Here is a 26754-nt window from a genome sequence, read left to right as displayed (position 1 = left end):
ATAGCTGCGTGCTTGCCGGTCTCGGCCATTACAGCGCGCAGGTTGCTGATGCGGCTGCCGTGTTCGGCGTAGTCACCGTGGGAGAAGTTCAGGCGCATGACGTTCATGCCGGCGTCCAGCATTTTGGCCAGCATTTCTTTGGATTCGGTCTTCGGACCGATGGTGCAGACAATTTTGGTCTTTTTCATATTTACTGACATGTACAGTCCAATGTTTGAGATGAGAAAGTGACAATGCATTGGGTTGATGCGCCTTGGAAAGCCCATAACAAACCCATTCGTCATGGGTGATCGCCCGGGTACCGTAGAAAAAGCGAGTTAATCAGGCGCATTCATACTCACTGACCGGCGCTATCGCGCCGGATCACATTATTCAAACCAGGTCGCGAGATCCCGGCGCAGGTTGTCAGAGCGCTTGCCGAAGATGGCCTGAACCTCCTGCCCTATGATGATGACGCCGATGGCGCCCAACAGCTGCAACGCTTCGCTGTTTACCGGCGAGAGTGTCTTGACCTTGACCCTGAGCCGGGTCAGACAAGCATCAAACGATTCTATGTTCTCTTTGCCACCAAATGCCGCCACCAGTTGCTGGATCCCCTCTTCATCCAGTCCGGACACAGCCTCTGGCTCCTGCCCTTTTTGCGACTTGTGGCCCAGAGCAAGACCAAACAGACGCTTGAAATCGTGCATGGATACCATGCTTGCCTCCCTTTTTTACCCGCAGCTCACGCACCGGGAAATAATAAAAAGAGCCCGTCGATAAAACGGGCTCGGGGTTTACTGAACCGGACGGCTCAAGACACGGCAACCATAAGCCACCAGGGCAAGTTCCCCCGTCAGAAGCTGGCCGGAACTCATATCTGTGTAAGCAGATGGCAGCAACACAGCTCTGGCCTCACCGGTGTAGTTCTGCAGGAAGATAAACTCCTGCTCACCATCGGTGCGACGCTGGGCCGTGACCCCCAACGGCAGTTCGGTGGTCAGGGCTCGTGGCAAGACCAGCTCTTCTATCAGCTTGCCGAAAAAGTCACGCTGGAACGCCAGATCGTTGCGAGAAGCGATGTAATAGGCTTGTCCTTTGCCATGATCGTTGACCGTCACCGCCGGGCGGCCGGCATAGAAGTCACTGTCGTAACTGGCGAGAGCTCGCGCCCCTTCCAACTGGATCAGATCGCACAATTGAGTCACCTCATAGGGTCCCTTCAGCCCCAGCTCATTGTTTGGCAGGCCACTGATGGCGTTGCGCTCATGATCATAGAGACTATCGATCTCCTCTGCCCATATCCCGAGCACTGGCCGCAATGGCCCCGGGAAACCGCCGAGATGACAGAGATCCGTCTCGTTGACGATGCCGGACCAGTAGGTGGTCACGAAGCGCCCCCCCGCCTGGACAAAACCGTCCACCCGCTCGGCAAAGCCGTCGCGCACCATGTAGAGCATGGGGGCGATGACCAGTGAGTAAGGGCTCAGATCACAATCTGCATTGATCACATCGACCGCCACCCCCTGCTCCCAGAAGGCGCGATAGTGCTCGGCCACCGTCTTCTCATAGAAGAGACCGGCATTGCGGGGCCCCTGGGCATTGTCCATGGCCCAGCGACTCTCCCAGTCAAAAATAATGGCGACGCGGGCTTCCACCTTGCTGCCGGCCACGGCAGAGATCTTGCTCAGGGTTTCTCCCAGCGCCTGTACTTCACGGCCAACCCGGGTATCGATATGGCCGACATGATCGACCACGGCACCATGGAATTTTTCCACCGAGCCGCGGCTCTTGCGCCACTGGAAGTACTGCACCGAGTCAGATCCATGCGCCACCGCCTGCAGGGAAGAGAGGATATGCATGCCCGGTTTTTTCAGTTTGCTGATGGGTTGCCAGTTGGTCAGGCTGGGAGTGGACTCCATCAGATAGAAAGGTTTCCCCCCTTTCAGGGTACGCATGAGATCGTGGTACATGGCGGTATAGGCCGCCAGGGTGCAGTCATCCTCGGCATTGTGCCAGAGGGGGTAACTGTCCCAGGAGATGAAGTCGATGACCTTGGCCAGTTGCCAGTAGTCATAGTCGTAGAAGTACTCCATGAAGTTGGTCGTCGCGGGCAGTGCCGGGTTTTCCGCCTTCAGGGGGGCTATTTCGGCGGAGCAGAAGTCACTGACCTGGGCCGTATTAAAGCGCTTCCAGTCCAGATTCAGACCATGGATGGTGCTTTCGCCAATGGGCGATGGGGATTCTATTTGCTGCCAATCGGTGAAGGTGTGACTCCAGAAGGTACTCCACCACGCCTTGTTCAGGGCATCCAGCGTGCCGTAGCGGGCTTTGAGCCAATCGCGGAACTGATGCTGGCACAACTCGCAATGACACTCGCCACCGTATTCGTTGGAGATGTGCCAGGCGATGACACCGGGATGGTTGGCGTAGCGTTTGGCCAAGGCACCGTTGATCTGGCGCACCTTGTCACGATAGACAGGTGAGCTCATGCAGTGATTGTGGCGACCACCATGCAGTGCCTTGACCCGGTTTTTGTCGGTGCGCAACACCTCGGGATAGGCCGTTGACAACCAGGCGGGACGCGCCCCGCTCGGCGTGGCCAGGAAGGTATAGATGCCGTTGGCATGGAGCGTATCAAGTACCCGATCCAGCCAGCCAAATTCATAACGCCCCTCTTCGGGCTCCAGACCCGACCAGCTGAAAATGCCGACCGACATCACGTTGCTGTTGGTCTGCTTCATCATCTCTATGTCTTTGGCCAGCACGGCAGGATCATCGAGCCATTGATCAGGGTTGTAATCGGCACCGTGCAACAGGACAGGCACCTTGCTGCTCAGGGGAGGAAACTTGAACATGCACTATCTCCATATGATGGACATCATCGCCGGCGGGCACACAGGCCCGCCGGTCATGGGTGGTTAGTTGAATGCCTTGATGGACGGCAACACCTTGCCCTGGCAATCGAACAGCGACTGATTCTCGCGGGCATTACCCTCTTTCCAGTCATCGCTGTTGTATTTCATGCCGGCCTTGGTGGCCCAGGTGGCGCCAGGTGTCGGCAACCAGGCCGGCTCCCAGTAGAAGACCCCCTTGCCGCGCCCTTCCGGCACCTTGGTGACAACCTGCAGCAGATCGTGGAGATAGTTGGCTTGTCCCTGCACCGTGGCGGGATACCCGGCGTCATCCGCCTCTTTTGAGGTGAAGTTGTTTTCGGCGTTATCGCAGTTGGCTGTGGTATAGCCGTAGGCCGCCTCGACCACGATGAGATCCTTGTTATAGCGCTTGCTGATGTCATCCATGTTGTACTGGAGGGCATTCATGGGGCCGTTCCAGTAGATGTAGTAGGAGAGACCTATGATATCGAACGGCACCTTGCGCTTGGTTATCTCGTCAAACCACCAGATGAAGGTGTCATTCTTGGTCCCCTCCGCCAGGTGAAGCATGATTTTTATCTGATCCCCATGCTCTTTAACCGCCTTGATCCCCGCATTCAGCAGCCCCGCTAGGCGGTCGAATTCCCCGCCGTTCTGGCCCCAGCTCTTGCCTTCCGGCCACAACATGCCACCGTTGATCTCGTTGCCCACCTGCACCATGTCCGGCAAGACTCCGGCTTTGGCAAAGGCATCCATGGTAGTTTTAGTGTGTTGATAGACAGCCTCGGTCAGTTGGTCGATATTCATGTTGGCCCATGCCTTGGGCTTGTTCTGCCGGGCTGGATCCGTCCAGAAATCGCTGTAGTGATAATCCAGCAGGAACTTCATACCATTGGCCTTGGCCCGCTGGGCCAGCGCTATGGTGGTCGCCAAATCATTGTTGCCGCCACCATAAGGTTTGCCATCAGCATCCTTGGGATCGACCCACAACCGCAGTCGGATATAGTTGAAGCCATTTTCTTTCAAAATGGCCATGGCATCCTGCGGGTTGCCATGCTCATCAAAGAACTTGCCACCGTGCTTCTCTACCTCGGCCAGCATGGAAACATCGGCACCCTTGATAAAGTCAGCCGCCACCTTGACCGGCTGGATCTGCACCGTTTCAGCCGCCAGAACCGAGGGGGCCATCATGGTTAATCCAGTGGCCAGCATGGCTGCCACCAACAAACTGTTTTTTAATTTCATCGTTGAGGTCCTGTGTTATTAGCCCTTGGTTCCGCCTGCGGTCAGGCCGGAAACAAAGTACTTCTGCAGTGAGAGATAAAGGATGGCGACGGGCACGGCGATGAGCACGGCACCGGCTGCATAGGTGGTGTAACTGGCCCCCATCTTCTGGGCGACCAGGTTATAGAGCCCGATGGGCAGGGTGAATTGATCCGGTGTACGCAAGATGGTACTGGCCAGAATGAAATCACCGAGCGGGCCGGTAAAGGAGAAGAGGGCCACCACCGCTATGATGGGTTTGGAGAGGGGCATGATGATCTCGATGAAGATCCGGAAGTTGCCAGCCCCATCCATCCGTGCCGATTCATCCAGATCTTTGGGAATGGCATCCAGATAGCCTTTCATCAGATAGGTGTTCATGGGGATCATGCCCCCCACATAGACCAGTACCAGCGCCAGATGGCTGTTGATCAGACCCAGCATCTGCGCCAGCACGAAGATGGCGATCAGGGCCGAGAACTGGGGCACCATCTGCAGCAACAGAAACAGCATCAGCCCATTTTGACGACCGCGAAAGCGGAAGCGGGAGAATGCATAGGCGGTAAAGCTGACGCTGATCAGGGTGAGCACCATGGTCAGGAAGCTGATCTTCATGGAGTTCCAATACCAGGCGGCATAATCAATCCGGCCATCAAACAGCTCCCGGTAATGCAGGAATGACAGATTGTCGGGCATGATCGAGGTATTGAGCAGGCTGCTGCCCGGGTTCAGGGAAGCCCCCACAGTCCAGATAAGCGGATAGATGATGATCACCGCGACCATCAACAACAGCGCATAACTGATGCCCAACCGAATGAAGTTACTCTTTTTAACACTGTGTTTGACGCTCATATTCCAGCTTTCCTTAGGCCATATCATCTTGCTTGAAGGAGTTGGTTGCGCGGAATTGCCACAGCGCGATACCAACCACGAAGATAGACAGCAAAATAGTAATGCTGGCCGCGATGGAATATTGAGAGGAGGACATGGTCAATTTGTAAATCCAGGAGACCAGAATATCCGTACCACCCGCATTGGATCCGATCACCGCCGGGCCGCCGTTATTGAACAGATAAATAATGTTGAAGTTATTAAAATTGAAGGTGTATTGGGTAATCAGGATCGGTGCAATCGAATAGAGGACCAACGGCAAGGTAATCGTGGTCAATTTATGCCAGGTGCTGGCTCCATCTATGGTAGCGGCTTCATACAGATCGTCAGGAATAGCCTGTAATACGCCAGTGGTCATGGCGAAGACAAATGGGAAACCCAGCCAGGTTTGCATCAGGATCAACGCCGTTTTAGTCCAGAAAGGATCCGTCATCCACTGCTTGGGCTCAATACCCAATGACGCCAGAATGCCATTATTGATCACCCCAAAGGTTTCATTGAACATGCCGGCAAAGACCAGAATGGTGACAAAACCAGGCACTGCCCATGGCAATATCAAGATGGTGCGAATGAGTGCTTTAAACTTGAGATCTTTCTGATTGACCAGGATCGCCAACAGGACACCAACCGAACATTGCAATGTGGTCGCAATCAGGGTCCAAATCACTGTCCACTGCAATACATCCAGTAAGGTGGAACGCCACAGATCCAGACGGAATATATTAAAGAAGTTTTTCAGCCCGACCCAGTCAACCAGCTTGGCCGGTGGCGTGTGATACAAATCGTAGTTGGTAAAGGCAATAGAAAAACCGAAAATAATAGGAAAGACCACCACGAACACCAGCAGAATAAAACCTGGGGTGATCATCAGATACGGAAACCCCTCACTCAACAAGAGCTGATATTGTTTTCTGATGCCAGATAATGCATAACCCTGATCCCGTTTTTCACCACACAGGTAAGCATCGCGGATCCCCCAATAATAGATACCAATACCAAAAGTCGCGATCAAGACACTGATCACCCCTTTGGCCAACAGAAACACTGAGTTATCTCTCGGCAACTCGGTCCCCAGCGTAAATAGCCCCCAAAATCCTTCTTGTAAAAAGTCATTGAATACGCCAAGGAAACAAGACATGACGATAAAGAACAGCGCACCCTTGATAAACTGCTTGTTATAAAACTGACCAAAGCCCGGGATCAGCGATAATAATGCCGCAATCTTGGCGTGCTGGGTTTTTAAACCAACCTGTGCGATTTCGCTGGAATCGACAACCACAATATACCTCCTATCCTTAAAGAAACATGGGTAGCATCAAGCAGCTCAATGCTACCCATGCAGGCAAGGCGTAACGCCTGCTTATCGTTAATCCCGATTTGCGTGGTTTGCCTCAATCTGCATATTGATGGTTTTAACGGCACCATCCAGGGCAGCCTTGACATCTTGCTTGCCGGTCACGCTCAATTGCAGGGCGCTATTGGAAGGTGTCCACACTTCTTGCATTTCCGGTACACTTGGCATGGGAACGGCATAACCAGCCTGAATGGCAACGGCCCTTGCTTTCTCATCACCCTTGATAACCGGATCATCTATCAATGACTTGACGGGAGGAATTTCACCGGTCTTCTCAAATCGAATTTTGGCGTATTCGGGCTGGTTGATAAATTCGATAAATTGCTGTGCCAACTCTTTTTGCGTGGAATAAGTAGAGACGCTGTATCCCTTTACCCCAAGGAAAGAGCGCATATGCTCACCATTTGGCAGAGTCGGCAGTGGTGCTACACCATAATTCACGCCGGCGTCCTGATAAGGTTTGAACGCCCAAGGGCCAGTGATAACGGCAGCCGCTTTTTTCTCGGTGAACAGTGAGTCGATGGCATTAGCACCAGTTTCACCAACGATCCCGGCCGGGAACAAACCATCCGCGTAGAATGATTTAAGGAAGGTGACCGCATCAATTGTCCCCTGATTGGCCAGACCGATGTCATTCACATTCAGGGAACCATTGGCATTTTGACCGAAAATATATCCCCCCATACCGGCAACGACACCATATGAGTAATAAATTTCGTCAAATTTAGCTAACAGACCATATTTGTTGGCGGCACGCTGCTCTTTGGAAACCTTGATCAAGTCATCGAAGGTCTCCGGTGCTTTTGGCAGTATGTCCTTGTTATACACCAGCACTATGGTCTCGACCGCTTTAGGAATACCGTACAACTTGCCTTCATAGGTTTGTGCATCCACGGCAGGCTTGGTAAAGCTGTCCATGTACTTGGCATCCACCTTGAGTTCGGACAGCAGCCCCTGCACCACGGCACCACCGACCTGATCATGGGGAATGACCAGCACATCGGGACCTATGCCTGCAGGGCCATCCAGCCGCAGCTTCTCGATTTGCTGAGCATACGGCATCTCCTGAATCTTCACTTTCACCTTGTACTGGGCTTCGAACGCCTTGATCGCATCTTCAATACCATTGGACTTCTTGATGTCTTCCCACACAAGCAGTTCACCGTCAGCCGCCATCACCACATGGCTCAACAGGCTGCTCGCCCCCAATGACAACATGATCACTGCTGTTAACTTATTGATTTTCATCTTTTATCCTTGTCCCTGTTCAAGCAAAAATGGTTGTTCAGTCGCATTATCTGCCGTGCAGCAAACCAATGTGTGTAATCATTTCACTTTTTCCATTCACATTGGTGCGGCGCTCTGTCTGCCAAGCCAGTACACCATCTCAGCAAGGCTTGCAGGCTGCGTTGCCAAAAAACGCGACAACTTACATAACAAATTGATTAATATACTACTTTCACTTCTGAACCATGAGATTCGGCATACTTTCTCGGTACACCTTATCTAGCCTCTCCTCTATAAACTCACCCGAGAAGGTCACCATAAGGGTAACGGTTACACCGAATGTGATTACGGTAAGCGGAGCACGCCATATCTGCCAGCAGCATATGCAAAGGTTGTGATCTCATACACAAAAGAAACAGCATTTTGTGCAAGCGGTTACACTCCGCTGTTATATTCCTGTCATAAGTGATGTGTGCAGTCGTCGTGAAGCGGGTTTCCGGCTGTTTATATCAGGTTCCTGATGTGTACCCCGTGTCGTAAACGACATAGAGAATCATGACAGATTGGATTTATAATCAAGGAGTTAGCAGTATGGCGAGTATCAGTCTGAACAGTGTTGTCAAGCGTTTCGGCACCAACGTGACACTGCACAATGTGGACCTAGAGGTGGAAGACGGTGAATTCACCGTGTTTGTTGGCCCCTCAGGTTGTGGCAAATCAACCTTGCTGAGAATGATCGCCGGTCTGGAAGAGATCTCCGACGGCCATATCTCCATCGGGGGCACAGTGGTCAACGATGTTGCCCCAGCTCACCGTGGTGTGGCCATGGTATTCCAGTCCTATGCCCTCTATCCCCACATGACAGTGGCTGAAAACATGGGCTATGGATTGAAGGTGAACGGGGTGCCCAAGGATGAGATCCAGCATCAGGTCGGCATGGTTGCCAAGACGCTGCAACTCTCCCACCTTCTTGACCGCAAACCGAAACAGCTCTCCGGCGGACAACGGCAGCGGGTTGCCATTGGTCGTGCCATAGTGCGCAACCCCCAGGTGTTCCTGTTTGATGAGCCCCTCTCCAACCTGGATGCCGAGCTGAGGGTCGAAATGCGCCTGCATATCGCCAAACTGCACCAGGAGCTGAAAACCACCATGATTTATGTCACTCATGACCAGATCGAGGCCATGACACTGGCAGACAAAATCGTCGTGATGAACTACGGCAAGGTGGAGCAAGTCGGCTCTCCAATGGACCTCTATTACAAACCGGTCAATCAGTTTGTAGCCGGCTTTATCGGTTCACCCAAGATGAATTTCCTGCCAGCCCAGGTCATTAGCTGGTCTCCCAGCCAGTTGGAGATCGCACTGTCAGAGCAAAGAACCATCACTCTGCCCATCATCACCAGCGAGCTGGCTGCCGGCAGTTCAATCACGTTGGGCCTGAGGCCAGAGCACCTAATCCCCGGCGGGGATGGCGTGCATCTCTCCTTTACCTGTGAAGTGGTTGAGCGCCTTGGCAACAGCACTTATCTGTTCGGCCAATGCTGTGGTATCGACGGCTTCAAGCTGCTGCTGCCCGGTGACAATGCCTTTAAGCCGTACCAGCAGCTCGATGTATTTTTCTCCCCCGAGCACTGCCTCGTCTTTGCCGCCGATGGCACCCGGATCAGCCGCTAACTTATTCACCTTGTCTACACCCGTTTTTATCCATGCCAGATTTGCCCCCGCCAATGCCGGGGGCTTTTTTCTCCCCCTGATCCCATGCCCTGCCGCTCACCATTTACCTCAGACCCAGAGCGCCCCCTTCCTACAGCACAAAATACCAACGAAATGAGAGCCGGCTCTCAACCCTGTTTAAATCCTGTTTGGTTGAGCATCATGGCAGTGTAAAAATAATCACCAACAGTGAAACGTTACATAAAAAACGGTGAGTTGGAGTATAGGTTCGTGATCTATAAAAAGTCGTTCAACATGGCCAACATTCATCAACAACCTAATATTAATGGATTTTAATACTTATCGGCGATCCTCACAGATGGCCGGATATGCCAACCTCAACATGTAAGCGATACCAATGAAGATACCCATGCCACAGATATCCATCATCCAGCGCCTGATACTTGGCTTTGGTCTGATCATCACTCTGCTGGTTCTCGCCGTAATGGTCTCGTTACGCGCAGGCAACCAGTTGGCCATGCAGGTCGACATCCTGACTGGCGAGGTGGCTCCCACTCTGGTTCAAAGTCGCTCGGTCACCAAAGATCTGTTTATGCAAGACAAGGCTCTGCGTGGCCTACTCACCCTGCAGGCGAGCGATGATGTCAGCAAGGGACGAGCCGAGCTTGCACGCTGGCAGCAGGCGTTTGAACAGGATTTGGCACTGCTTGCCAACAAGGCGTCGCACCATCCGGCCATGATCAGCCGCATCCAGGCCCTCACCGAGCAGCAAACGACCTATTGGCAGCTTGCGACCCAGATTGTTGACAGCTATGCCGCCAATCTGAAGAGTCAGCAAGCACTGGCAGAAGAGACCTCCCTGAGCCGTGACAACAAACGCCTGCAGGGAGACCTCGCCATGCTGGTTGAAACTCTGGGCGCCCACTACACAGCCGGACTCAAGAGTGCGCTGGTCAACCAGCTGGAGCAGCTATTCACCAATACACAGGCGGCGGTGAAGCTGCAGGATACGGCCCGCATTGCGGGGCAACTGGCAAGCAACCAGACCCTCACCAAGGCTATCCAGCGCCAACGCCAGACACTGGCGGCAGAACTGCTCAAGCAGGAGAGTGCTTTTGGCAGCAAGATCGATCTGGAACAGTCGGTGGGCCCCCTGTTTGATCGGGTGGTGCAACAGAGCGCAGGCAACGCAGGTTTACTGGCAACCCACCTTCGCCTGGCACAAGAGAGCGATCAACTTCGCAACCAGAGCACTCAGGCCACCCGGATCATCGACTCGGTGCTGGGTGAGCTGGCAGAGATCGACAACGGTGTCGATACCCAGCTTGCCCAGCGAGTGCAGAGCAGCAAACAGATCCTGAGCCAGCTGCAATCCCTGCTGTTTGTCGGTCTGCTGCTGTCGCTGGCCGTCAGCGCACTGGTGCTCTGGCGCATCATTCACTCCATCCGAACCCCCATCAAGCAGACCCTGACGGTGCTCGAAGCCCTGAGTCGGGGTGACATGACAAGGCGCATCAGCCATCGGCAGCAGGATGAATTCGGTCAACTGGCCAAGGGGATCAATGCCCTCGCCCAGGAGATGAGCAACATGCTGGGGCAAATTGTGATGGCCGCCAGCTCGCTGGGGGAGATGGCCAACCAGAACCAGTCTGCCCAGCTCAATGCGCAGCGACAACTGGAGCAGCAGCGCAGCGAAACGGCCAGCGTTGCCAGCGCCATGCTCGAGATGGAGCACACGGTACGCGATGTGGCAGAGAGCGCCGGACATGCCCAGCAAACGGTCAGGGAGGTAGCGACACAAGCCCTTACCGCCAGCACCATGAGTGAAAATACCCTGACGCGCATGACCCAGCTCTCCCATCGACTAGCGGATTCGCGGCGTATCGTCGAGGAGGTTCACGGGCTGGGCAACAACATAGGCAGCATTCTGGAATTCATCAGCCGGATTGCGGAGCAGACCAACCTGCTGGCACTCAACGCCGCCATTGAGGCAGCAAGAGCCGGCGAACAGGGCAGAGGCTTTGCCGTGGTGGCAGACGAGGTCCGCCAGCTGGCCAAACACACCACAGAATCCACCACCACTATTCAGGCGATGATCACGGCACTACAGCAGAGCGTGCACAGGGCCGTTACGACCATAAGTGGCTGCACCGATGTGATGGCACTTTGCGCCGATGACAGCGAGCAGTCTCGTCATACCCTCACTCACCTCTCCAGCTCGCTGCAGCAGGTGGCCGATCTCAGTATCCAGATCGCCACCGCCGCCCAGCAACAGCAGAACACCAGCCAGGAAATTGCCAGCAACATGAACAATATCAACAGCATCTCCGACGATAACCAGGAGATGCTGACCCGCGTTGCCCACACCAGCGGTCAGTTGCAACAGCTCTCACAACAGCAGCTCGCGCTGGTACAACGATTCAGCCTGTAACCGATTGCCGGCCGACACAGGCCGGCGCCACTGAAACACAATACAAGGAAACGACAATGCTCAAACACACACTCCTGGCTGCTACCCTGCTTGGTTGCCTTCATCCGGTCTGGGCCGCCGAGGCCGATACGGCGCAAACTCGCTCTCTCTTCCTGCGCGGGGAGATGAACAACTGGGAGGCCCCGGCCGCCCAGCAACTGGTCCAGAGTCAGCCTGATCTGCTCACCGTCACCACCCGCCTGCAAGCCAGCCACGGCGCCTACAAATTCAAGATTGCCGATGAGAAGTGGAAAAGCGATACCACCTACGGCCAGTTCGACCCCGCCAGCAAGGTGGAAGCGGGCAAGCCCGTCATCGTCAAGGCCGGTTACCAGTGGAGTGACATGAAGTTCACCCCCCTCGAGGATGGGGCCTACCTCTTTACCCTGGATCGCCGCGATCCCGCCAGCATCCAGCTGACGGTAAGCAAGGCGCAGTAACACCCCCATGGGCCGTCTCCCGGCCCATATCACATTTGCCCAGCACCTGACTGGATGTGCCATGGCCATGGCGCATCCAGGCAGGCGATTGCCCTACAACCTTCCCCCCTGCCCCGGGTTCAGCCATGAGCCCGACCCCTTTTCAATTACGGAGAAACAAGGATGAAACTGAGCTTGATCAGTGCTCTGGTGCTTGGCGCCAGCATGCTCAACCCGTCAGAAAGTACTGCCATGGTCAAGGGAGCCGACGTCAGCTGGCTCACCCAGATGGAGCAGTCCGGCTACAGGTTTTACAACGACAGTGGCAAGCAGCAGGACCTGTTGCTCACCCTGAAACAGCACGGCATCAACGCCATACGGCTGCGGGTCTGGGTCAATCCAGCCGGAGGCTGGAATGGCCTCAACGATGTCATCGCCAAAGCCAAACGGGCCAAGGCCGCGGGCTTCGATATCATGATCGACTTTCACTACAGCGACAGCTGGGCCGACCCGGGTAAACAGACCAAACCGGCCGCCTGGCAGGGCTATACCTTCGAGCAGTTGATGTCCAACGTCTACTGGCATACCTACAACTCGCTCGTCGCCCTGAAGCAGGCCGGCATCACGCCAAAATGGGTACAAGTTGGCAACGAGACCAACAATGGCATGCTGTGGGATGACGGCAAGGCATCGGCCAACATGCGCAATTTTGCCTGGCTGATCAACAGTGGTTATGACGCCGTCAAGGCCGTCAACAAGTCGACCAAGGTGATAGTCCATCTCGCCAACTGCGAGAACAATGCCCTTTACCGCTGGATGTTTGACGGCCTCAAGGCCAATGGCGCCAAGTGGGATGTGATCGGCGCATCCATCTACCCCACCCAGACCGGCAATGGCGACTGGTTCTCCATGAACAACCGTTGCTATGACAACCTTGCCGATATGGTCAGCCGCCATGGCAAGGAGGTGATGATAGTGGAGGTGGGCATGCCCTGGGATGATCCGAAAAACAGCTACGATACCCTGGTCGATCTGCTCAACAAGATGAAGTGGATCCCGGACAACAAGGGATTGGGTGTCTTCTACTGGGAACCCCAAAGCCATAACGGTTGGCAAAATTACTCGCTCGGCCTGATGGACCAAGGTGGCAAACCCACCCATGCCATGGATGCGTTCCTGCAAAACTGATCGCAACATCACCATTGATAGCAGGGGGATCTGTTGGTATCCCCCTGCCCGTCAAACAAGCCTTACTCTTTTTTCGTCACCGATCTCACCGCCAAAGCCAAGGATCTGAGCGCCGGCAAGGCTCGGCCATCGGCATCAAACAGGGTCACGTTATCCCACTCATTCCCGGCCCCCTGCTTCCAACCAGCCCCTTCTACCGCAATAAACTCGGGCTCCCAGTAGAAGAAACCCAGCCCTCGCCCCTGCGGTACACCATGGATCTCGCGCAGCAACTGCCACAGAAAATCACGCTGCCCTACCGGGGTCATCGGATAGCTCTCTGGCCCGGTATGGGTGTAGATGTTTGGCTGCGGATCCCCGTTGCCCCGTGTCCAGGGATACGCCGTTTCAACCACGATCACAGGACGGGAAAACCGGTTAGTCAAGTCAGCCATGTTGAGGGCCAGATCCCCCATGGCGCCATGCCACACCGGGTAGTAAGAGAGTCCAATCACATCGAAGGGAACCTTGCGGGCAATGATCTCTTCGAACCAGTGACGACAACGTGCGTTATCCCCACCGGCATCCAGATGCAGCATGACTTGGGTCGAGGGTGATACTGCCTTGACGGCGCGAGCCCCTGCACCAAGAAACAGAGCCAGATTATCCCAGTGAGGCACACGCCCCAGCGGCCACAGCATGCCATTTGAGATCTCATTGCCCACCTGAACCCAGGCCGGGGTGATCCCCTCCCCCTGCAAACGGCTCATCAGCTGGTGAGTAAATTGATAGAGCCGCTCGCTGACCACGGCCACCGGCTTGTCACGCCAGGCAACCGGCATATGCTGCTTGCCTGGATCGGCCCACCAGTCGCTGTAGTGGAAGTCCAGCATGATCCTGAATCCCATCCGATGGGCTCGTCTGGCCAGAGCAAGCACATGATCCGGGTTGTTATACCCATCAGCCCCACTCTGATCCGCCGGGAAGCGATCATGCTCCCCAGGCTCATTCCAGACCTTGATACGAATGGCATTTATCCCATGACGCTTGAGGATCACCAGCAAGTCTTCTGGCAACGCACCATCATAAAAACGGGCTCCGGCCGCTTCCAGCTGCGGTAGATGGGAGACATCCGCCCCGATAATCATGGGCTCACCCTCCTTGCTCATGCACGATGCACTCATCAGCAACATGGCCCCCAACAGCGGTTGCCATCCCGGCCACACCATCGGCGATCTCCTGGCCCGAGACAAAAAAGGGAGCCAACGGCTCCCTGATTGTTCAACCTGTGTGGTGCTTACCACCAGGCTTCGGCCTGTACACCGAAGTTCCAGGTGTTGTCATCCTCCCCCCCATTGAATGACTCGCCTTCACCATCTTTCAGGTAGCTGGCAAACACACGGATCTCTGGGCGGGCAAACATGCTGGGGCCGGCAGACCAGGCCTGCGCTAGGGTGTATTTTTGACCACTGGACTTGTCTTCGGAACCACTGGTCCAGGTCTTGGTGCTTTCATATGTACCGGCTTCAACCAACGTCTTCATGATATCGGTCCAAGCATAACCGCCACGGGCCACCGCACTGAACAACTCGGTGTTGTCGTGCCATTCCTGCAGTTTTTCACCCTTACCATAGGTAAAGACATGGTTGACCGAAAACTTGTCACCCAGGGGGATATCACCGGTCAGGATCACCCGGTAACCCTTGGCGTCATCAGTGAGTTGCCAAACGTCATACCAGCCGCCCCCTTGAGAGATCATGTTCTGGGCCAACCCCTTGTCTGCATATTGCAGTACCAGCTTCTCGTTGATGCCGCTGCCAGCAAAATATTGGCTCATTTCTGCCGTCAGCATGACACCATTCTTGGGATCGTACTTGCCACCTTCATCTTTCTGCTCATCGGTCGGATTAGGCATGGCATAGCTGATGCCTGTCTCAGTCCAGGCCCCTTCCCAGGGTGCCCAGCCGGCATAACGCAGATCCAGGAAGTTGACGTTCAAGTCATTGTTAACGATATCGTTGTTGATGTCGTTGCCATCAGAGCGGATCCAGGCCAGTGAGAATGCCCCAGGACCTGCTTTGAGGTTTTCAATACCGGCACCAGCACCAGAGATATTCCAGTATTTGGTATCGATGATATGAAGATCATGACGTTGATAGAAACGCTTACCAGCCCAGACCACAGCATCGGGGGCTGCAGAGATCAGCCCCTTGGCCTTCACATTAAATTGGCGCAGCGCAAAGGTTGCATCATCCTTGCACTCCTTCTGCTCGAAGTTACACACAGTGGTGGTGCTTTCATAGTCATTAGAACCATCGCTCTGCATGCTGAACATGCTGTCGACATAGAAAGTCTTGCCATCCTTGTTGTAAACCTCCTGACCAATACCAACTTCGGTATAGGTATCACTTTCGTTACCCAGGCGTCCGACAAGGCTCTGATTGCCGGTTTGCATATCCCCATCTTGGGACACACCTACGCCGGATCGAAAATAACCAGAGAAATCAACAGCATTAGAGCTAAATGCTGTCATTGACAGAGCCAGGGCAACGGATGTAGTCAGTAGTTTCACTTTCATAGTCATTCCTTTATTCCACTGTTGCATTGTTATCTTGATGAACGCTCACCAATCCAGAGGGAAAGCGCTTTCACTAATCGAGATGGATTATAGAAAGATTCAAGCAAAAACTGACATGACGCAACTCACATAATTGTAATAATTACATCAATTGAGTTTTCTATTATTAGCACCAAATAACAAATAGCACGTAAGAAATTGAATTTCTTGCAATTAAATAAATAGCACACCAGTGTTACCGATTACACCATTTGTGAATTCAGGAGCTCAACAACAATGAGGACATACAAAAATTGCAGCGGGTCTATCAAAAATGTGAGCAGCATCACCTGGTGTAAGACATGGTTTCATCTATTCCAGAATGAATGATGACGCTGTGGGCTCTGGACTCTGGACAGCCATACGCAGCAGCAACAAGAGGAGGATACAGACAAGGAAGAGACAAAAAGGCAAGGTACCTTGACGGCCTTGCCTGATAATTTATTGATAGCGTGGGATCAGGGGAATATCAGTCAATACTCCGGACCGAATGACGGCGAACCAAAGTAGGGCTGAACATATGAGTCGTCTGGGGCAGGGGCCCCCCTTTTGCCAAGGCGATCGCCAGCTCGGCAGCCTGGGTGGCCATAGCGATGATGGGATAACGCACCGTCGTCAAGCGAGGGCGCAAGTAACGAGAGATCAGGACATCATCAAACCCAACCAGTGATAGCTCCTGTGGCACCTCGATACCATTATCGCTCAACACGGACAAAGCCCCTGCTGCCATTGAGTCGTTATAGCAGACCACTGCCGTCATATGCTGGCCTCGGCTCAGCAGCTCAGTCATCGCCGCCTCACCGCCCAGTTCATCCGGACTGCCACGGGAGATCAGGCGCTCATCGACGGCTATCTCGTGCTCTTGCAACGCATCAAGGTAACCCTGCAAGCGATCTTGTGAATCAGAGATCTGATGATTGGAGCAGAGAAACCCTATCTTCTTGTGCCCTTCCTGGATCAGATGACGGGTTGCCAACCAGGAGCCATAACGATCGTCCAGCGCCACACAGCGGGACTCGTACCCGGGAACGATGCGATTGATCAGCACCATGCCTGGGACATAACTCATCATCTGGATCAACTCTTCATCCGGCAGCATTTTGGCGTGCACAACCAGCCCCGAACAGCGATGGCCCATTAACTGCTCTATCACATGCTTTTCTTTGACGGCATCGTGATAGCCATTCCCGATGAGCAGGAAGTTGCCCGTCGACTGTGCCACTTGTTCTACGGCTTTCACCATGGTGCCGAAGAAGGGGTCAGACACATCTGCAACAACCAGCCCTAGTGTCTCGTTGCTTTGATGGGCCAACGCCCGCGCATTGGCGTTAGGATGGTAGTTGAGTTCATTCATCGCCTTGAAGACGGCATCACGAGAAGCCTGACTCGCCTTGGGAGAATTATTGATGACACGTGAGACTGTGGCGACAGATACGCCTGACAGGAGTGCTACATCTTTGATTGTTGCCATGGATTAGCGTTTCCGGTGAACGGTACAAATAAAAACCATTATTTCATGGGTTCAAGATACTACCGGCATTTCCCATGCCTGACACGGCTTTCATCTAAAAAGCGAGAGCATCCTATCAATATATGTCAGCGGCAGTGTAACGCACTTACATTCACAAAATCCGGATAAGCCAGCATCCCGAAGTCCATCTGTGACAAAAATCACATTAAATGCACAGTCATCTTCCTTCCCCCCCCCAGCAAGAGCACAATAAGGGAAAGCGGTTACACAACAAGATCGCCAACATAAATAAGCATCAAGGAGCACCACATGTTGAAAATCCTTGTCACCGGTGGAACTGGTTACATAGGAAGTCATACCTGTCTGCAGCTTATCGCTGCCGGTATAACCCCCATACTGTTAGATAACCTCGCCAACAGCAAAGAAAGTGTTCTCGAACGTATCCAAACCCTCAGCGGGCAGCGCCCAGTCCTTTATCGGGGGGATGTGCGTGATGCCAGCTTGCTGGATCGGGTATTCGCGGAACAGCAGATAGATGCCGTGATCCACTTCGCCGGGCTCAAGGCGGTTGGGGAGTCAGTGCAAAAACCACTTGAATACTATGACAATAATGTCAGCGGCACCCTGGTTTTGTTACAGGCGATGCAGCGTGCCGACGTCAAAACCTTGTTGTTCAGCTCATCGGCCACCGTCTACGGCGAGCCGGAGACCATGCCTATCCGTGAAGAGAGCCCAACCCTGCAAGCCACCAATCCTTATGGCCAGAGCAAGCTGATGGTTGAGCGCCTCATCAAGGACTTTGCCAATGCGGCGCCCGACTGGTCATTGACCCTGCTGCGCTATTTCAATCCGGTGGGTGCTCACCCCAGTGGCTTGATGGGTGAGGATCCGCAAGGGATCCCCAACAATCTGATGCCCTATATTGCCCAGGTGGCGGTAGGACGCCGTGACAAACTCGCCATTTTTGGGGATGACTATCCCACCCCGGATGGCACTGGCGTGCGCGATTACATTCATGTGATGGATCTGGCCGATGGTCACGTGGCAGCCTTGCAGACCCAGTTTGGACAGGCGGGTGTTCATGTCTACAACCTGGGGACAGGACATGGCTACAGCGTGCTCGACATACATGCCGCTTTTTCCCGGGCCTGTGGCCGTGACCTGCCTTATGAAATCGTGCCACGGCGCGCGGGGGATATCGCCCAATGCTGGGCAGATCCCAGCCGGGCCCTCACCGAACTGGGCTGGCAAGCTCATCGCACCCTTGATGACATGACCGCCGATACCTGGCGCTGGCAATCACAAAACCCGAACGGCTATCCGACCCTATGAGTAGCCAGCACGAGGAGCATTTATCCATGCAATTTGAACCAACCGATCACCCGCATCGTCGTTATAACCCGCTGATCCAGCAGTGGGTTCTCGTCTCGCCCCACAGGGCGAAACGCCCCTGGCAGGGTCAGCAGGATGAGCCGGACCGCACTCAGCGGGCCCCCCACGATCCCGACTGTTTCCTCTGCGCAGGCAATACCCGAGTCACCGGTGACAAGAATCCGGATTATCAGGAGACCTTCGTCTTTACCAACGACTTTGCCGCCCTGATGACAGACACGCCGGCAGCACCGGCCAGTGACGATCCCCTGTTCCTGCTGGAGAGTGCTCGCGGTACCAGCCGAGTTATCTGCTTCTCACCGGATCACAGCAAGACACTGCCCGAGCTGTCGCTCCCGGCCCTCACCGCCGTGGTCAATACCTGGTGCGAGCAGACCGCAGAGCTGGGACGTGATTATCCCTGGATCCAGGTCTTCGAAAACAAGGGCAGCATGATGGGTTGCTCCAATCCACATCCCCACGGACAGATCTGGGCCAACGGCTTCTTACCCAACGAAGCCGTGAAAGAAGACAACGCCCAGCGGGAATACCTTGCCAAACATGGCCGCGCCATGTTGCTCGATTATGTCGAGCGCGAGCGAGCCGATGGCCGTCGCACCGTGGTTGAAACGGAGCACTGGTTGGCGGTCGTGCCCTATTGGGCCGCCTGGCCGTTCGAGACCTTGCTGCTGCCCAAGTTTTCGGTGGCGCACCTGCCCGCATTAAACCCGCAACAGCGGGCAGATCTGGCGCTCGCAATCAAGAAGCTGACCAGCCGTTATGACAACTTGTTCCAGTGCTCTTTCCCCTATTGCATGGGTTGGCATGGCGCCCCCTTCAATGGCGAAGAGAACGACCACTGGCAGTTGCACGCCCACTTCTACCCGCCCCTGCTGCGCTCTGCGAGCGTGCGCAAGTTTATGGTCGGTTATGAAATGCTGGCAGAAACACAGCGCGATCTGACGGCAGAGCAAGCGGCCGAACGGCTGCGTGCTGTCAGTGATGTCCATTTTCGTGAACAGGTTTGAGGTTGAGTTATGAGTATTCAATCACCACGCAGCGTGACTGACACCACGTTTTACACCCAATACGGTTACCATCCGACCCTCGCCATCCAGGCGCCAGGTCGCGTCAATCTGATCGGTGAACACACGGATTACAACGACGGTTTCGTTCTCCCCTGTGCCATTAACTACCAGACAGTGATCAGTGCAGCTCCCCGCCAGGACAGCTTGGTGCGAGTCATCGCCGCTGACTACAACAATCAGCAGGATGAGTTTGATTTGAGCCATCCCATAGTGTCGCGCCCTGAATATTTGTGGGCCAACTATGTGCGGGGAGTCATCAAGTATCTGCTGCTGCGGGGCTGCGAGCTGACCGGTGCCGATCTGGTGCTCAGTGGCAATGTCCCGCAGGGCGCTGGCCTGAGTTCCTCCGCCTCTCTGGAAGTGGCCGTCGGGCAGGTATTCAAGGAGATGAATCACCTCGATATCAGTCAAACCGATATTGCTCTCAATGGGCAAATGGCAGAGAACATGTTCGTCGGCTGCAACTGCGGCATCATGGATCAGTTCATCTCGGCTCTGGGTCAGCAGGATCACGCCCTGCTGATCGACTGCCGCAGCCTGGAGACTCGCCCTGTGCGTATTCCGGCTGGCATCGATGTTGTCATCATCAACTCCAATGTTCGGCGCGGACTGGTCGACAGCGAATACAATACCCGCCGGGCACAATGTGAAGAGGCGGCCCGCCATTTTGGCGTCAAGGCGCTGCGCGATCTGACCATAACGCAGTTTGCCTCTCGAGCCGATGAGCTGGATCCCGTCGTCGCCCGCCGCGCACGGCATGTCATCTCCGAGAATGAACGGACCCTGGCCGCCGCCGATGCCCTAGCCAATCAAGACATGATCATGATGGCGGAGCTGATGGCGCACTCCCATGCATCGATGCGGGATGATTTTGCCATTACCGTACCAGCCATTGATGCATTGGTCGAGATCATCAAGGAGATCATCGGCAGTCGCGGCGGGGTCAGAATGACGGGTGGGGGCTTCGGTGGTTGCGTTGTGGCACTGGTGCCACATTCACTGACCTCGATAGTTTGCGAACAAGTCTATGCCCGCTATCCACAGGTCAGCGGGTTGCAACCCAGCATTTATATCAGCAAACCGTCGGCAGGAGCTGGCCCTATCTGATTATTCACTGCTGCATCAAGGTCATAATCAGCGTAAGTAAAGAGCTCGTTTATAGCCTATCTTGTCCGATTTAAAATAACCTCAGTCTGATATTATCAAGGGACAGAAGACACATATCGCCCTGAACCAGCTTGGGAGCGCCATAGTGGCCTCCCAAGTTATCAGCCCTGAATAGCATTAGTCTGTCATCGGTGTGCCCCGCGAGCCATTAGACGCCAGTCGCGCCACCAGCTTATCAACCACCTCCCGCACCAATTCGCTATCTACATGTATCGAGTTTGGTCAACTGTTGGTTGAGCACAATGCCTTGTTCGGTGGAACGGTGACTGGTCTCACGCAAGCAGTTCTGACCTCCAACCACCAAACTCGCGCGTTGCAGCCAAGACTGTCATTGAGCAGATACGCCAGGGTTCACGAACAGCACAGGGATGAAGGCTTGATTACAATCGGCAGAAGTCACAGCTGTCCAAAGGAGTGCTATCGAGGAGTAAGACAACCAACACCTAATGGCTTACTGAATGGCATACCAGAAAAAGCAAGAAATTAAAAAACCCAACCTGATCAACAGGTTGGGCTTGATGTGTGGCGGAGAGACAGGGATTCGAACCCTGGGTGGCATTGCTGCCACAATTGATTTCGAGTCAATCCCGTTCGGCCACTCCGGCATCTCTCCGTGGTGAGAGAGTTTTACCCAAGCAGGGCCGAGGATGCAATAAAAATTTGTTATATATCAAATGGCTGAATCAGATATCTGGGAGCAGGCTCACAATGCGGCATCGGCTGCTCACTGTGACAGGAGGCTTGGAATAGACAAATTCGCACTTCCCATACGCCGGTCGTGCGTTCTCATTAAATGGTGATCATCGCTGACCGCGTTCAGGGTGTCTTGCCTCACATAGATGCCTTGCATCGACCCCATCTCTTCAAGTCGCAAGTCGTCAAGCATCCACCCGACGCATGGCCCGGTCACATACCGGGCCATGCTCCCTGTCGTGATACTCGCACACCACCATGTTGCACCGTTCTCCCGCTTGGCGGTAAAACATAGGGGAGAGGCCGATTTTGGCCAGTTTCCTATGTATCCCCACACCGTTGCGGGTGCGCGACAAGCTGGTAATCATGGGCTGATTGAGGAACAATCGCGCCATCCTGGCGGCACTGTTTGATAATGCGCCGCCCCGATTGAACTGATGGATCTCCTTATGCGATTGCCGAAACTCATGCCCCTCCCCTTAACGCCCGCCCTCTCCCTGCTGCTGGCTGCAGCCCTGCTCTGTACCGCGCCCGTGCAGGCCAAGCGCTACCCGCTGCCGCCTGCCGAAAGCCGCCTCATTGGCGAGCTGGAGGATTACATCATCCAGCAGGATGAGCATCTTGAGCTGGTTGGCAAACATACCCAGATTGGTTTTTTGGCGCTGCTTGAGGCAAATCCCGGTGTAGATCCCTATTTACCCAAGCCGGGCACCCGCTTGACGCTGCCCACCCAGATGCTGCTGCCTGATGTGCCGCGCGAGGGGATCGTCATCAATCTGCCGGAGCTGCGCCTCTACTACTTCCCCAAAGGCAAGAGCGAGGTGATTGTGCTGCCGATCGGGATTGGTGACATCGGCCGCGAAACGCCGGAGATGACCACCACCGTCATCGAGAAGAATCCGGACCCGACCTGGGTGCCCGGCCCCATGGTGCGCAAATCCTGGCTGGAGCAAAAAGGGATCACCCTGCCCGCCGTGGTGCCTCCCGGCCCGGACAACCCCCTCGGCAAGTTCGCCATGCGCCTTGGTTATGGCAAGCGCGACTATCTGATCCACGGCACCAACAAGGATTTTGGCGTTGGCCTGCGGGTAAGCGCTGGCTGCATCCGGCTGCGACCGGACGATATCGAGGCCCTGTTCAAGATTGTGCCGATCGGCACGCCGGTGCGGGTCATCAATCAACCGGTCAAGGTGGCCATCGAGCCGGATGGTCGCCGCTGGCTGGAGGTGCACTCCCCGCTCTCCCGCACCGAAGAAGAACTTGAAAATGGCGCCCCGCTGGTGCTGTCACCGGCCATAGAGAGCTTTATCAGGGCACCTGACGTGATGCGGGATGAGGTGACTGCGGCGCTGGAGAGCAAAAATGGCCTGCCACGCCCCATCAGCAGTTAACTCATCAGCACCTGCACCATACCGGAGTTGCCTTACGTCATGAAATACCTGCCTCTCATGCTCATGGTGGTCTGCCACCCCCTGTGGGCAAAAGACATTCTCTGGATGAACAACGGCGATCGCCTGACCGGCACCATTGAAGAGGTCGGCGATGAGTCGGTGCGCATCGCCCTGCCCTATACCGGCGCCGTGACCGTCCAGCGGGATGCCATCAAACGCTGGCGTCTGGAGAAGCAGGATAAACCCAAGGCAACCGCCAAAGGGGGGATCACCCTGTTCAAGGATGAGCAGAATGAGCGCAACGCCTGGCTCTGGAGCGGCAGCGGCGATCTCAACGTCAAGCTCAAGCACAAGGATAAACGTACCAACAACGTCAACTTCAAGGGAGTGACCGAACTGGCCAATCTGGATTGGCGTTACAGCCTATCCGGGGAATATACCTACGAAACATCCGACAGCGTCACCGATAGCCACGACTACAAGCTGAACCCGACCCTTGACTACTTCTTTGACCAGCACTGGTTTTTACGCAACTCGCTCGATGCGGAGTATGACATGCTGGCTGACAACTATCTCAAGCTGAACTTTGGCTCGGGGCCAGGTTATCGCTTCTGGAATGACAAGCACAAACGGCTGGAACTGATTTCACAGGGCGGCATTCAGCGCGCCTACTTTCGCAGTGACAGCTGGCCAGGACTGGTCTTTTTCGATTCCAGAATCATCAGCTACCCCATCGGTAGCCTGAGCTGGGATTACCGCCAACCACTGTCATTCTGGCAACAGCGATTTGAGTTGTTCAGTAAAGGCACCTATCTGAAGTACCTGTCGCAACCGTCCCCTTACCTCACACTGGATCAGGACATCACCGGCAGCATCGGCCTGCGCTACTACTTTAACGATCATCTGCGTCTCTCCTGGTCGAGCGAGATGGAGTGGCAAAATGGCGCCCTGCACTATCCCGGGGTGGATACCGAAATATCTGATCGCGAGTGGCGCCACTTGCTTAGTCTGGGGGCAAGCTTTTGAGTCACGAGCAGATCAACAAGAGGAGCCAATTTGGCTCCTCTTTCTATTGCAGTAATAGTGATGCGAGTGATGCAAACTCACGACTCGTCGACATCACACTCAGATCAATCCCCAGGCGGCAATCTGGTAGATCCACACCATCGCCAGCAGGGTACCGACCAACCCCATGATGACGCCGATCCGCACCATCTGGTGGCTCTCCACCAAACCGGTGGCGTGGGCCAGCGCATTGGGCGGGGTACTGATGGGCAGCGACATCCCGAGCGAAACCGAGATGGTGACCGCCAGGATCAGGGTGTGGCTGCCGCCCCACTCGGCCAGCTCCGGCATGCTGACCGCCAGCGCTGCCACCAATGGCAGCAGCAGGTTAGCAGTCGCGGTGTTGGACATAAAGTTGGCCATCACCACCGCCAGCAGACAGGCGCCGACTAACACCGCCAGCGTAGAGTATTCGTGGAACGGAATATGGGTGATGAGCCGCTCGGCCAACCCGGAGTCCTCCAGCGCCAGCCCCAGCGCGATACCGCCCGATACCAGCCAGAGCACGTCGAGGGAGATCTTGTGCAGATCGTCCTTGGTGATGATGCCGGTGGTCAGGAACACCGCCACCGGGATCATGGCGACCACGTAGGAGCTCATGCCGTGCAGATCCCCCAGCAGCCAGAGCACTATGGTGGTGATAAAGGTGAGGTAGACCACCCAGGCGCGGGGGGTCTGCATAAAGCGCCCCTCAATCTTGAGATCCATCCGCTTGAGGGTGCTCGGGAAGAAGCGCCCCAGCAGGAACCAGCCGAGCAGCAACAGCAGCACCACGAAGGGCACCGCAAATCCCATCCACTGGCCGAACGAGATGGCATGCTCGCCGGTCAGATATTTGAGCGCCACCGCGTTGGGCGGGGTCCCGATGGGGGTACCGATCCCGCCGAGGTTGGCCGCCAGCGGAATCGCCAGCACAAAACCTATTTTGGCCGGGTCCTTGTCGGGAAACGCCGCCAGCACCGGGGTGAGGATGGCCAGCATCATCGCGGTGGTGGCGGTATTGCTCATGAACATCGAGAAGGTGGCGGTGATCAGCATCAGCCCCAGCATGACGATCCGGGGATCCTGACCGAACGGGCGCAGCAGCACCCGCGCCAGATTGACGTCCAGATGGTACTTGGTCGCCGCAATGGCGAGGAAAAAACCACCGAGAAACAGCATGATAACCGGCGAAGCAAAGGTCGCCATCACCTCGGTCGACTTGAGCAACTCACCAAAGCCCGGCTCTGCCTTGTCGGCGGTCATGAACCAGATCCCCTTGTCGGAGAGCAGCAGCAGCTCCAGCACGATGATCAGCACCGAGGTGGCGAAGATGGGGATGGGCTCCAGGATCCAGCAGAGGGCGGCCAGCACGAAAATGGCCACGACTCGCTGCTCGACCACAGTGATCCCCTCCAGCGGGATCCAGTGGGTCGGGATCAGCAGGATGGCGAGGCTCAGCAGTAGCGGCAGAATAATCTTGTGATTGATGGGCACTATTGTCTCCAGGATCGGGAGTAAGAAGCCAATAGTGGCATAACATGCTATCGCCTCACGCAGCTATCTCGCCAAAATGAGAGCTGGCTAACTGCAGCCACTCCGGTTTTGTGAGTCATATCAAGCTGGAGTCAGCGCGCCATGGCTGACGCCTCACAGTTGGCAACAAACAGGCAAAAAAACGGGCCCGCTGTTCGTTGAACACGACAGCGGGCCCGTTTCACCATTTATGCCGATGAGGCGGCTCAGAAGTAGATGCGGGTCACCGACTCGATGACGCAACCCGGGCGACGGATCCCTTCGATCTCCACCTTGATCTCTTTGAGCAACTCCAGCCCGCCCTTGATGGGGGTGACCCGGGCCAGCTTGGTGCGGGCGCGGATGTTGCTGTCCACCTTGATGGGGTACGGGAAACGCACCTGATCCAGCCCGAAGTTCACCACCATGCGGGCGGTCGGGAACTCGGGGGTGGCCTCATCGACCGAGCCGGTCAACTGCGGCAGCAGCGCCAGGGTCAGGAAGCCGTGAGCGATGGTGGTCTTGAAGGGCGACTCGGCGGCCGCACGCTCCGGATTGGTGTGGATCCACTGATGATCCCCGGTCACCGCCGCAAATTGATCGATCATCTGCTGACTGACATGGAGCCATTCGCCCACGTGGGTCTCTTCACCGATGCGGGCCTGCAGGGTGGCATAGAGCTCGGCAGCCTCGGCCCCCAGCTCCACAGCGGGTTCCTGAGCCACGACGGGGCGACCGTTGGCCACCTGTGCCACGGTTGCTGCATCCTGTTGCTGTTCGTCCTGAGACTCGGCTTGCAAGTCCAGCACACGACCCAGCAAAGGATGAAGATGTGCCTTTTGCTGAAACTCACGCCAGTAGTCGCGGATCGCCGGAGAGAGCCAATCCTTGAGCTCAAAGGGGTGCTGCGCCAGAATTTCGCGCTTGCGCTTCAGAAAATCGACAACTTTCATCTACCGATCCCTATTTGATTCAATGCCTGTAAAGAGGTCTAACCAGTCCTATTTTATTAAAGTTTCAGCTGTAAGTGCAAAAAAATCTCGGCGTACACCTGTACCAAGGCGGAAATCACTACTT

At 55.2% G+C, this 26754-nt stretch carries 21 protein-coding genes and 1 tRNA gene; 9 read left to right on the top strand and 13 right to left on the bottom strand.

Features of this window, described 5'->3' with window-relative positions; all coding sequences use genetic code 11:
* From BN1115_RS02955 to BN1115_RS02925, 7 genes are all read right to left on the bottom strand, one after another.
* Nucleotides 1-188, bottom strand: a 188-nt coding sequence (locus tag BN1115_RS02955; protein WP_042656001.1) for a pyruvate kinase, incomplete at its 3' end; no start/stop codon positions are given.
* Nucleotides 189-368: 180 nt separating this feature from the next.
* Nucleotides 369-698, bottom strand: coding sequence for a PTS sugar transporter subunit IIB (locus BN1115_RS02950; protein WP_042656000.1), 330 nt, complete (start codon nt 696-698; stop codon nt 369-371).
* A 78-nt stretch (nt 699-776) separates the two neighbouring features.
* Nucleotides 777-2837, bottom strand: coding sequence for a beta-galactosidase (locus tag BN1115_RS02945; RefSeq protein WP_042655999.1), 2061 nt, complete (start codon nt 2835-2837; stop codon nt 777-779).
* Nucleotides 2838-2900: 63 nt separating this feature from the next.
* Complete coding sequence (locus tag BN1115_RS02940) at nt 2901-4100, bottom strand: glycoside hydrolase family 53 protein (protein ID WP_042655998.1); 1200 nt, start codon at nt 4098-4100, stop codon at nt 2901-2903.
* Between the two features lie 18 nt (nt 4101-4118).
* The gene (locus BN1115_RS02935) at nt 4119-4970 is read right to left on the bottom strand and encodes a sugar ABC transporter permease (RefSeq protein ID WP_042655997.1); all 852 of its coding nucleotides are present in this window, start codon (nt 4968-4970) and stop codon (nt 4119-4121) included.
* A 13-nt stretch (nt 4971-4983) separates the two neighbouring features.
* Nucleotides 4984-6288 carry a carbohydrate ABC transporter permease gene (locus tag BN1115_RS02930; RefSeq protein ID WP_042655996.1) on the bottom strand — a complete coding sequence of 435 codons (1305 nt, stop codon included), beginning with the start codon at nt 6286-6288 and terminating at the stop codon, nt 4984-4986.
* 87 nt (nt 6289-6375) lie between these two features.
* Nucleotides 6376-7611, bottom strand: a complete 1236-nt coding sequence (locus tag BN1115_RS02925) for an extracellular solute-binding protein (protein ID WP_042655995.1) — start codon at nt 7609-7611, stop codon at nt 6376-6378.
* Between the two features lie 570 nt (nt 7612-8181).
* Between BN1115_RS02925 and BN1115_RS02920 the strand changes: the two genes are divergently transcribed.
* From BN1115_RS02920 to BN1115_RS02905, 4 genes are all read left to right on the top strand, one after another.
* Nucleotides 8182-9264, top strand: a complete 1083-nt coding sequence (locus BN1115_RS02920) for an ABC transporter ATP-binding protein (protein WP_042655994.1) — start codon at nt 8182-8184, stop codon at nt 9262-9264.
* A 409-nt stretch (nt 9265-9673) separates the two neighbouring features.
* Nucleotides 9674-11695 carry a methyl-accepting chemotaxis protein gene (locus BN1115_RS02915; RefSeq protein ID WP_042655993.1) on the top strand — a complete coding sequence of 674 codons (2022 nt, stop codon included), beginning with the start codon at nt 9674-9676 and terminating at the stop codon, nt 11693-11695.
* A 56-nt stretch (nt 11696-11751) separates the two neighbouring features.
* Nucleotides 11752-12174: an early set domain-containing protein gene (locus tag BN1115_RS02910; protein WP_042655992.1), complete on the top strand. Its 423-nt coding sequence runs from the start codon at nt 11752-11754 to the stop codon at nt 12172-12174.
* Nucleotides 12175-12336: 162 nt separating this feature from the next.
* Nucleotides 12337-13341, top strand: a complete 1005-nt coding sequence (locus tag BN1115_RS02905; protein ID WP_042655991.1) for a glycoside hydrolase family 53 protein — start codon at nt 12337-12339, stop codon at nt 13339-13341.
* 62 nt (nt 13342-13403) lie between these two features.
* Here the strand turns inward: BN1115_RS02905 and BN1115_RS02900 are convergent, their stop codons facing one another.
* The 3 genes from BN1115_RS02900 to galR all read right to left on the bottom strand — a co-directional run bounded on the left by BN1115_RS02900 (nt 13404) and on the right by galR (nt 17408).
* Nucleotides 13404-14549 (bottom strand): glycoside hydrolase family 53 protein, encoded by a 1146-nt coding sequence (locus BN1115_RS02900; RefSeq protein ID WP_042655990.1) that lies wholly within the window; start codon nt 14547-14549, stop codon nt 13404-13406.
* A 68-nt stretch (nt 14550-14617) separates the two neighbouring features.
* The gene (locus BN1115_RS02895) at nt 14618-15904 is read right to left on the bottom strand and encodes a maltoporin (RefSeq protein ID WP_128821531.1); all 1287 of its coding nucleotides are present in this window, start codon (nt 15902-15904) and stop codon (nt 14618-14620) included.
* Between the two features lie 502 nt (nt 15905-16406).
* The gene (gene galR / locus BN1115_RS02890) at nt 16407-17408 is read right to left on the bottom strand and encodes an HTH-type transcriptional regulator GalR (RefSeq protein ID WP_042655988.1); all 1002 of its coding nucleotides are present in this window, start codon (nt 17406-17408) and stop codon (nt 16407-16409) included.
* A gap of 312 nt (nt 17409-17720) precedes the next feature.
* Here galR and galE point away from each other — a divergent pair, with 312 nt between their 5' ends.
* The 3 genes from galE to galK are packed head-to-tail and all read left to right on the top strand — an operon-like array spanning nt 17721 to nt 20974.
* A complete protein-coding gene (gene galE, locus BN1115_RS02885; RefSeq protein WP_042656006.1) occupies nt 17721-18740 on the top strand; it encodes a UDP-glucose 4-epimerase GalE in 1020 nt (339 codons plus the stop codon).
* 26 nt (nt 18741-18766) lie between these two features.
* Nucleotides 18767-19807, top strand: coding sequence for a galactose-1-phosphate uridylyltransferase (gene galT, locus BN1115_RS02880; RefSeq protein ID WP_042655987.1), 1041 nt, complete (start codon nt 18767-18769; stop codon nt 19805-19807).
* 9 nt (nt 19808-19816) lie between these two features.
* Nucleotides 19817-20974: a galactokinase gene (gene galK, locus BN1115_RS02875; protein WP_042655986.1), complete on the top strand. Its 1158-nt coding sequence runs from the start codon at nt 19817-19819 to the stop codon at nt 20972-20974.
* Between the two features lie 583 nt (nt 20975-21557).
* Here galK and BN1115_RS02870 read toward each other — a convergent pair.
* Nucleotides 21558-21647: transfer RNA gene (locus BN1115_RS02870), tRNA-Ser, on the bottom strand.
* 529 nt (nt 21648-22176) lie between these two features.
* Between BN1115_RS02870 and BN1115_RS02860 the strand changes: the two genes are divergently transcribed.
* A complete protein-coding gene (locus tag BN1115_RS02860; protein ID WP_042655984.1) occupies nt 22177-23118 on the top strand; it encodes a L,D-transpeptidase family protein in 942 nt (313 codons plus the stop codon).
* Between the two features lie 39 nt (nt 23119-23157).
* Nucleotides 23158-24144, top strand: coding sequence for a DUF481 domain-containing protein (locus BN1115_RS02855; RefSeq protein WP_042655983.1), 987 nt, complete (start codon nt 23158-23160; stop codon nt 24142-24144).
* A 99-nt stretch (nt 24145-24243) separates the two neighbouring features.
* On the opposite strand, the gene BN1115_RS02850 is transcribed toward BN1115_RS02855, so the two are convergent.
* A complete protein-coding gene (locus tag BN1115_RS02850) occupies nt 24244-25659 on the bottom strand; it encodes an SLC13 family permease (RefSeq protein WP_042057969.1) in 1416 nt (471 codons plus the stop codon).
* Nucleotides 25660-25904: 245 nt separating this feature from the next.
* Nucleotides 25905-26630, bottom strand: coding sequence for a MaoC family dehydratase (locus BN1115_RS02845; protein ID WP_042655982.1), 726 nt, complete (start codon nt 26628-26630; stop codon nt 25905-25907).
* Nucleotides 26631-26754: the final 124 nt, after the last annotated feature.

Source organism: Aeromonas allosaccharophila (genome assembly GCF_000819685.1).
In the GTDB taxonomy this organism is placed as follows: domain Bacteria; phylum Pseudomonadota; class Gammaproteobacteria; order Enterobacterales; family Aeromonadaceae; genus Aeromonas; species Aeromonas allosaccharophila.
This window is presented reverse-complemented; position numbering and strand designations above follow the sequence as displayed.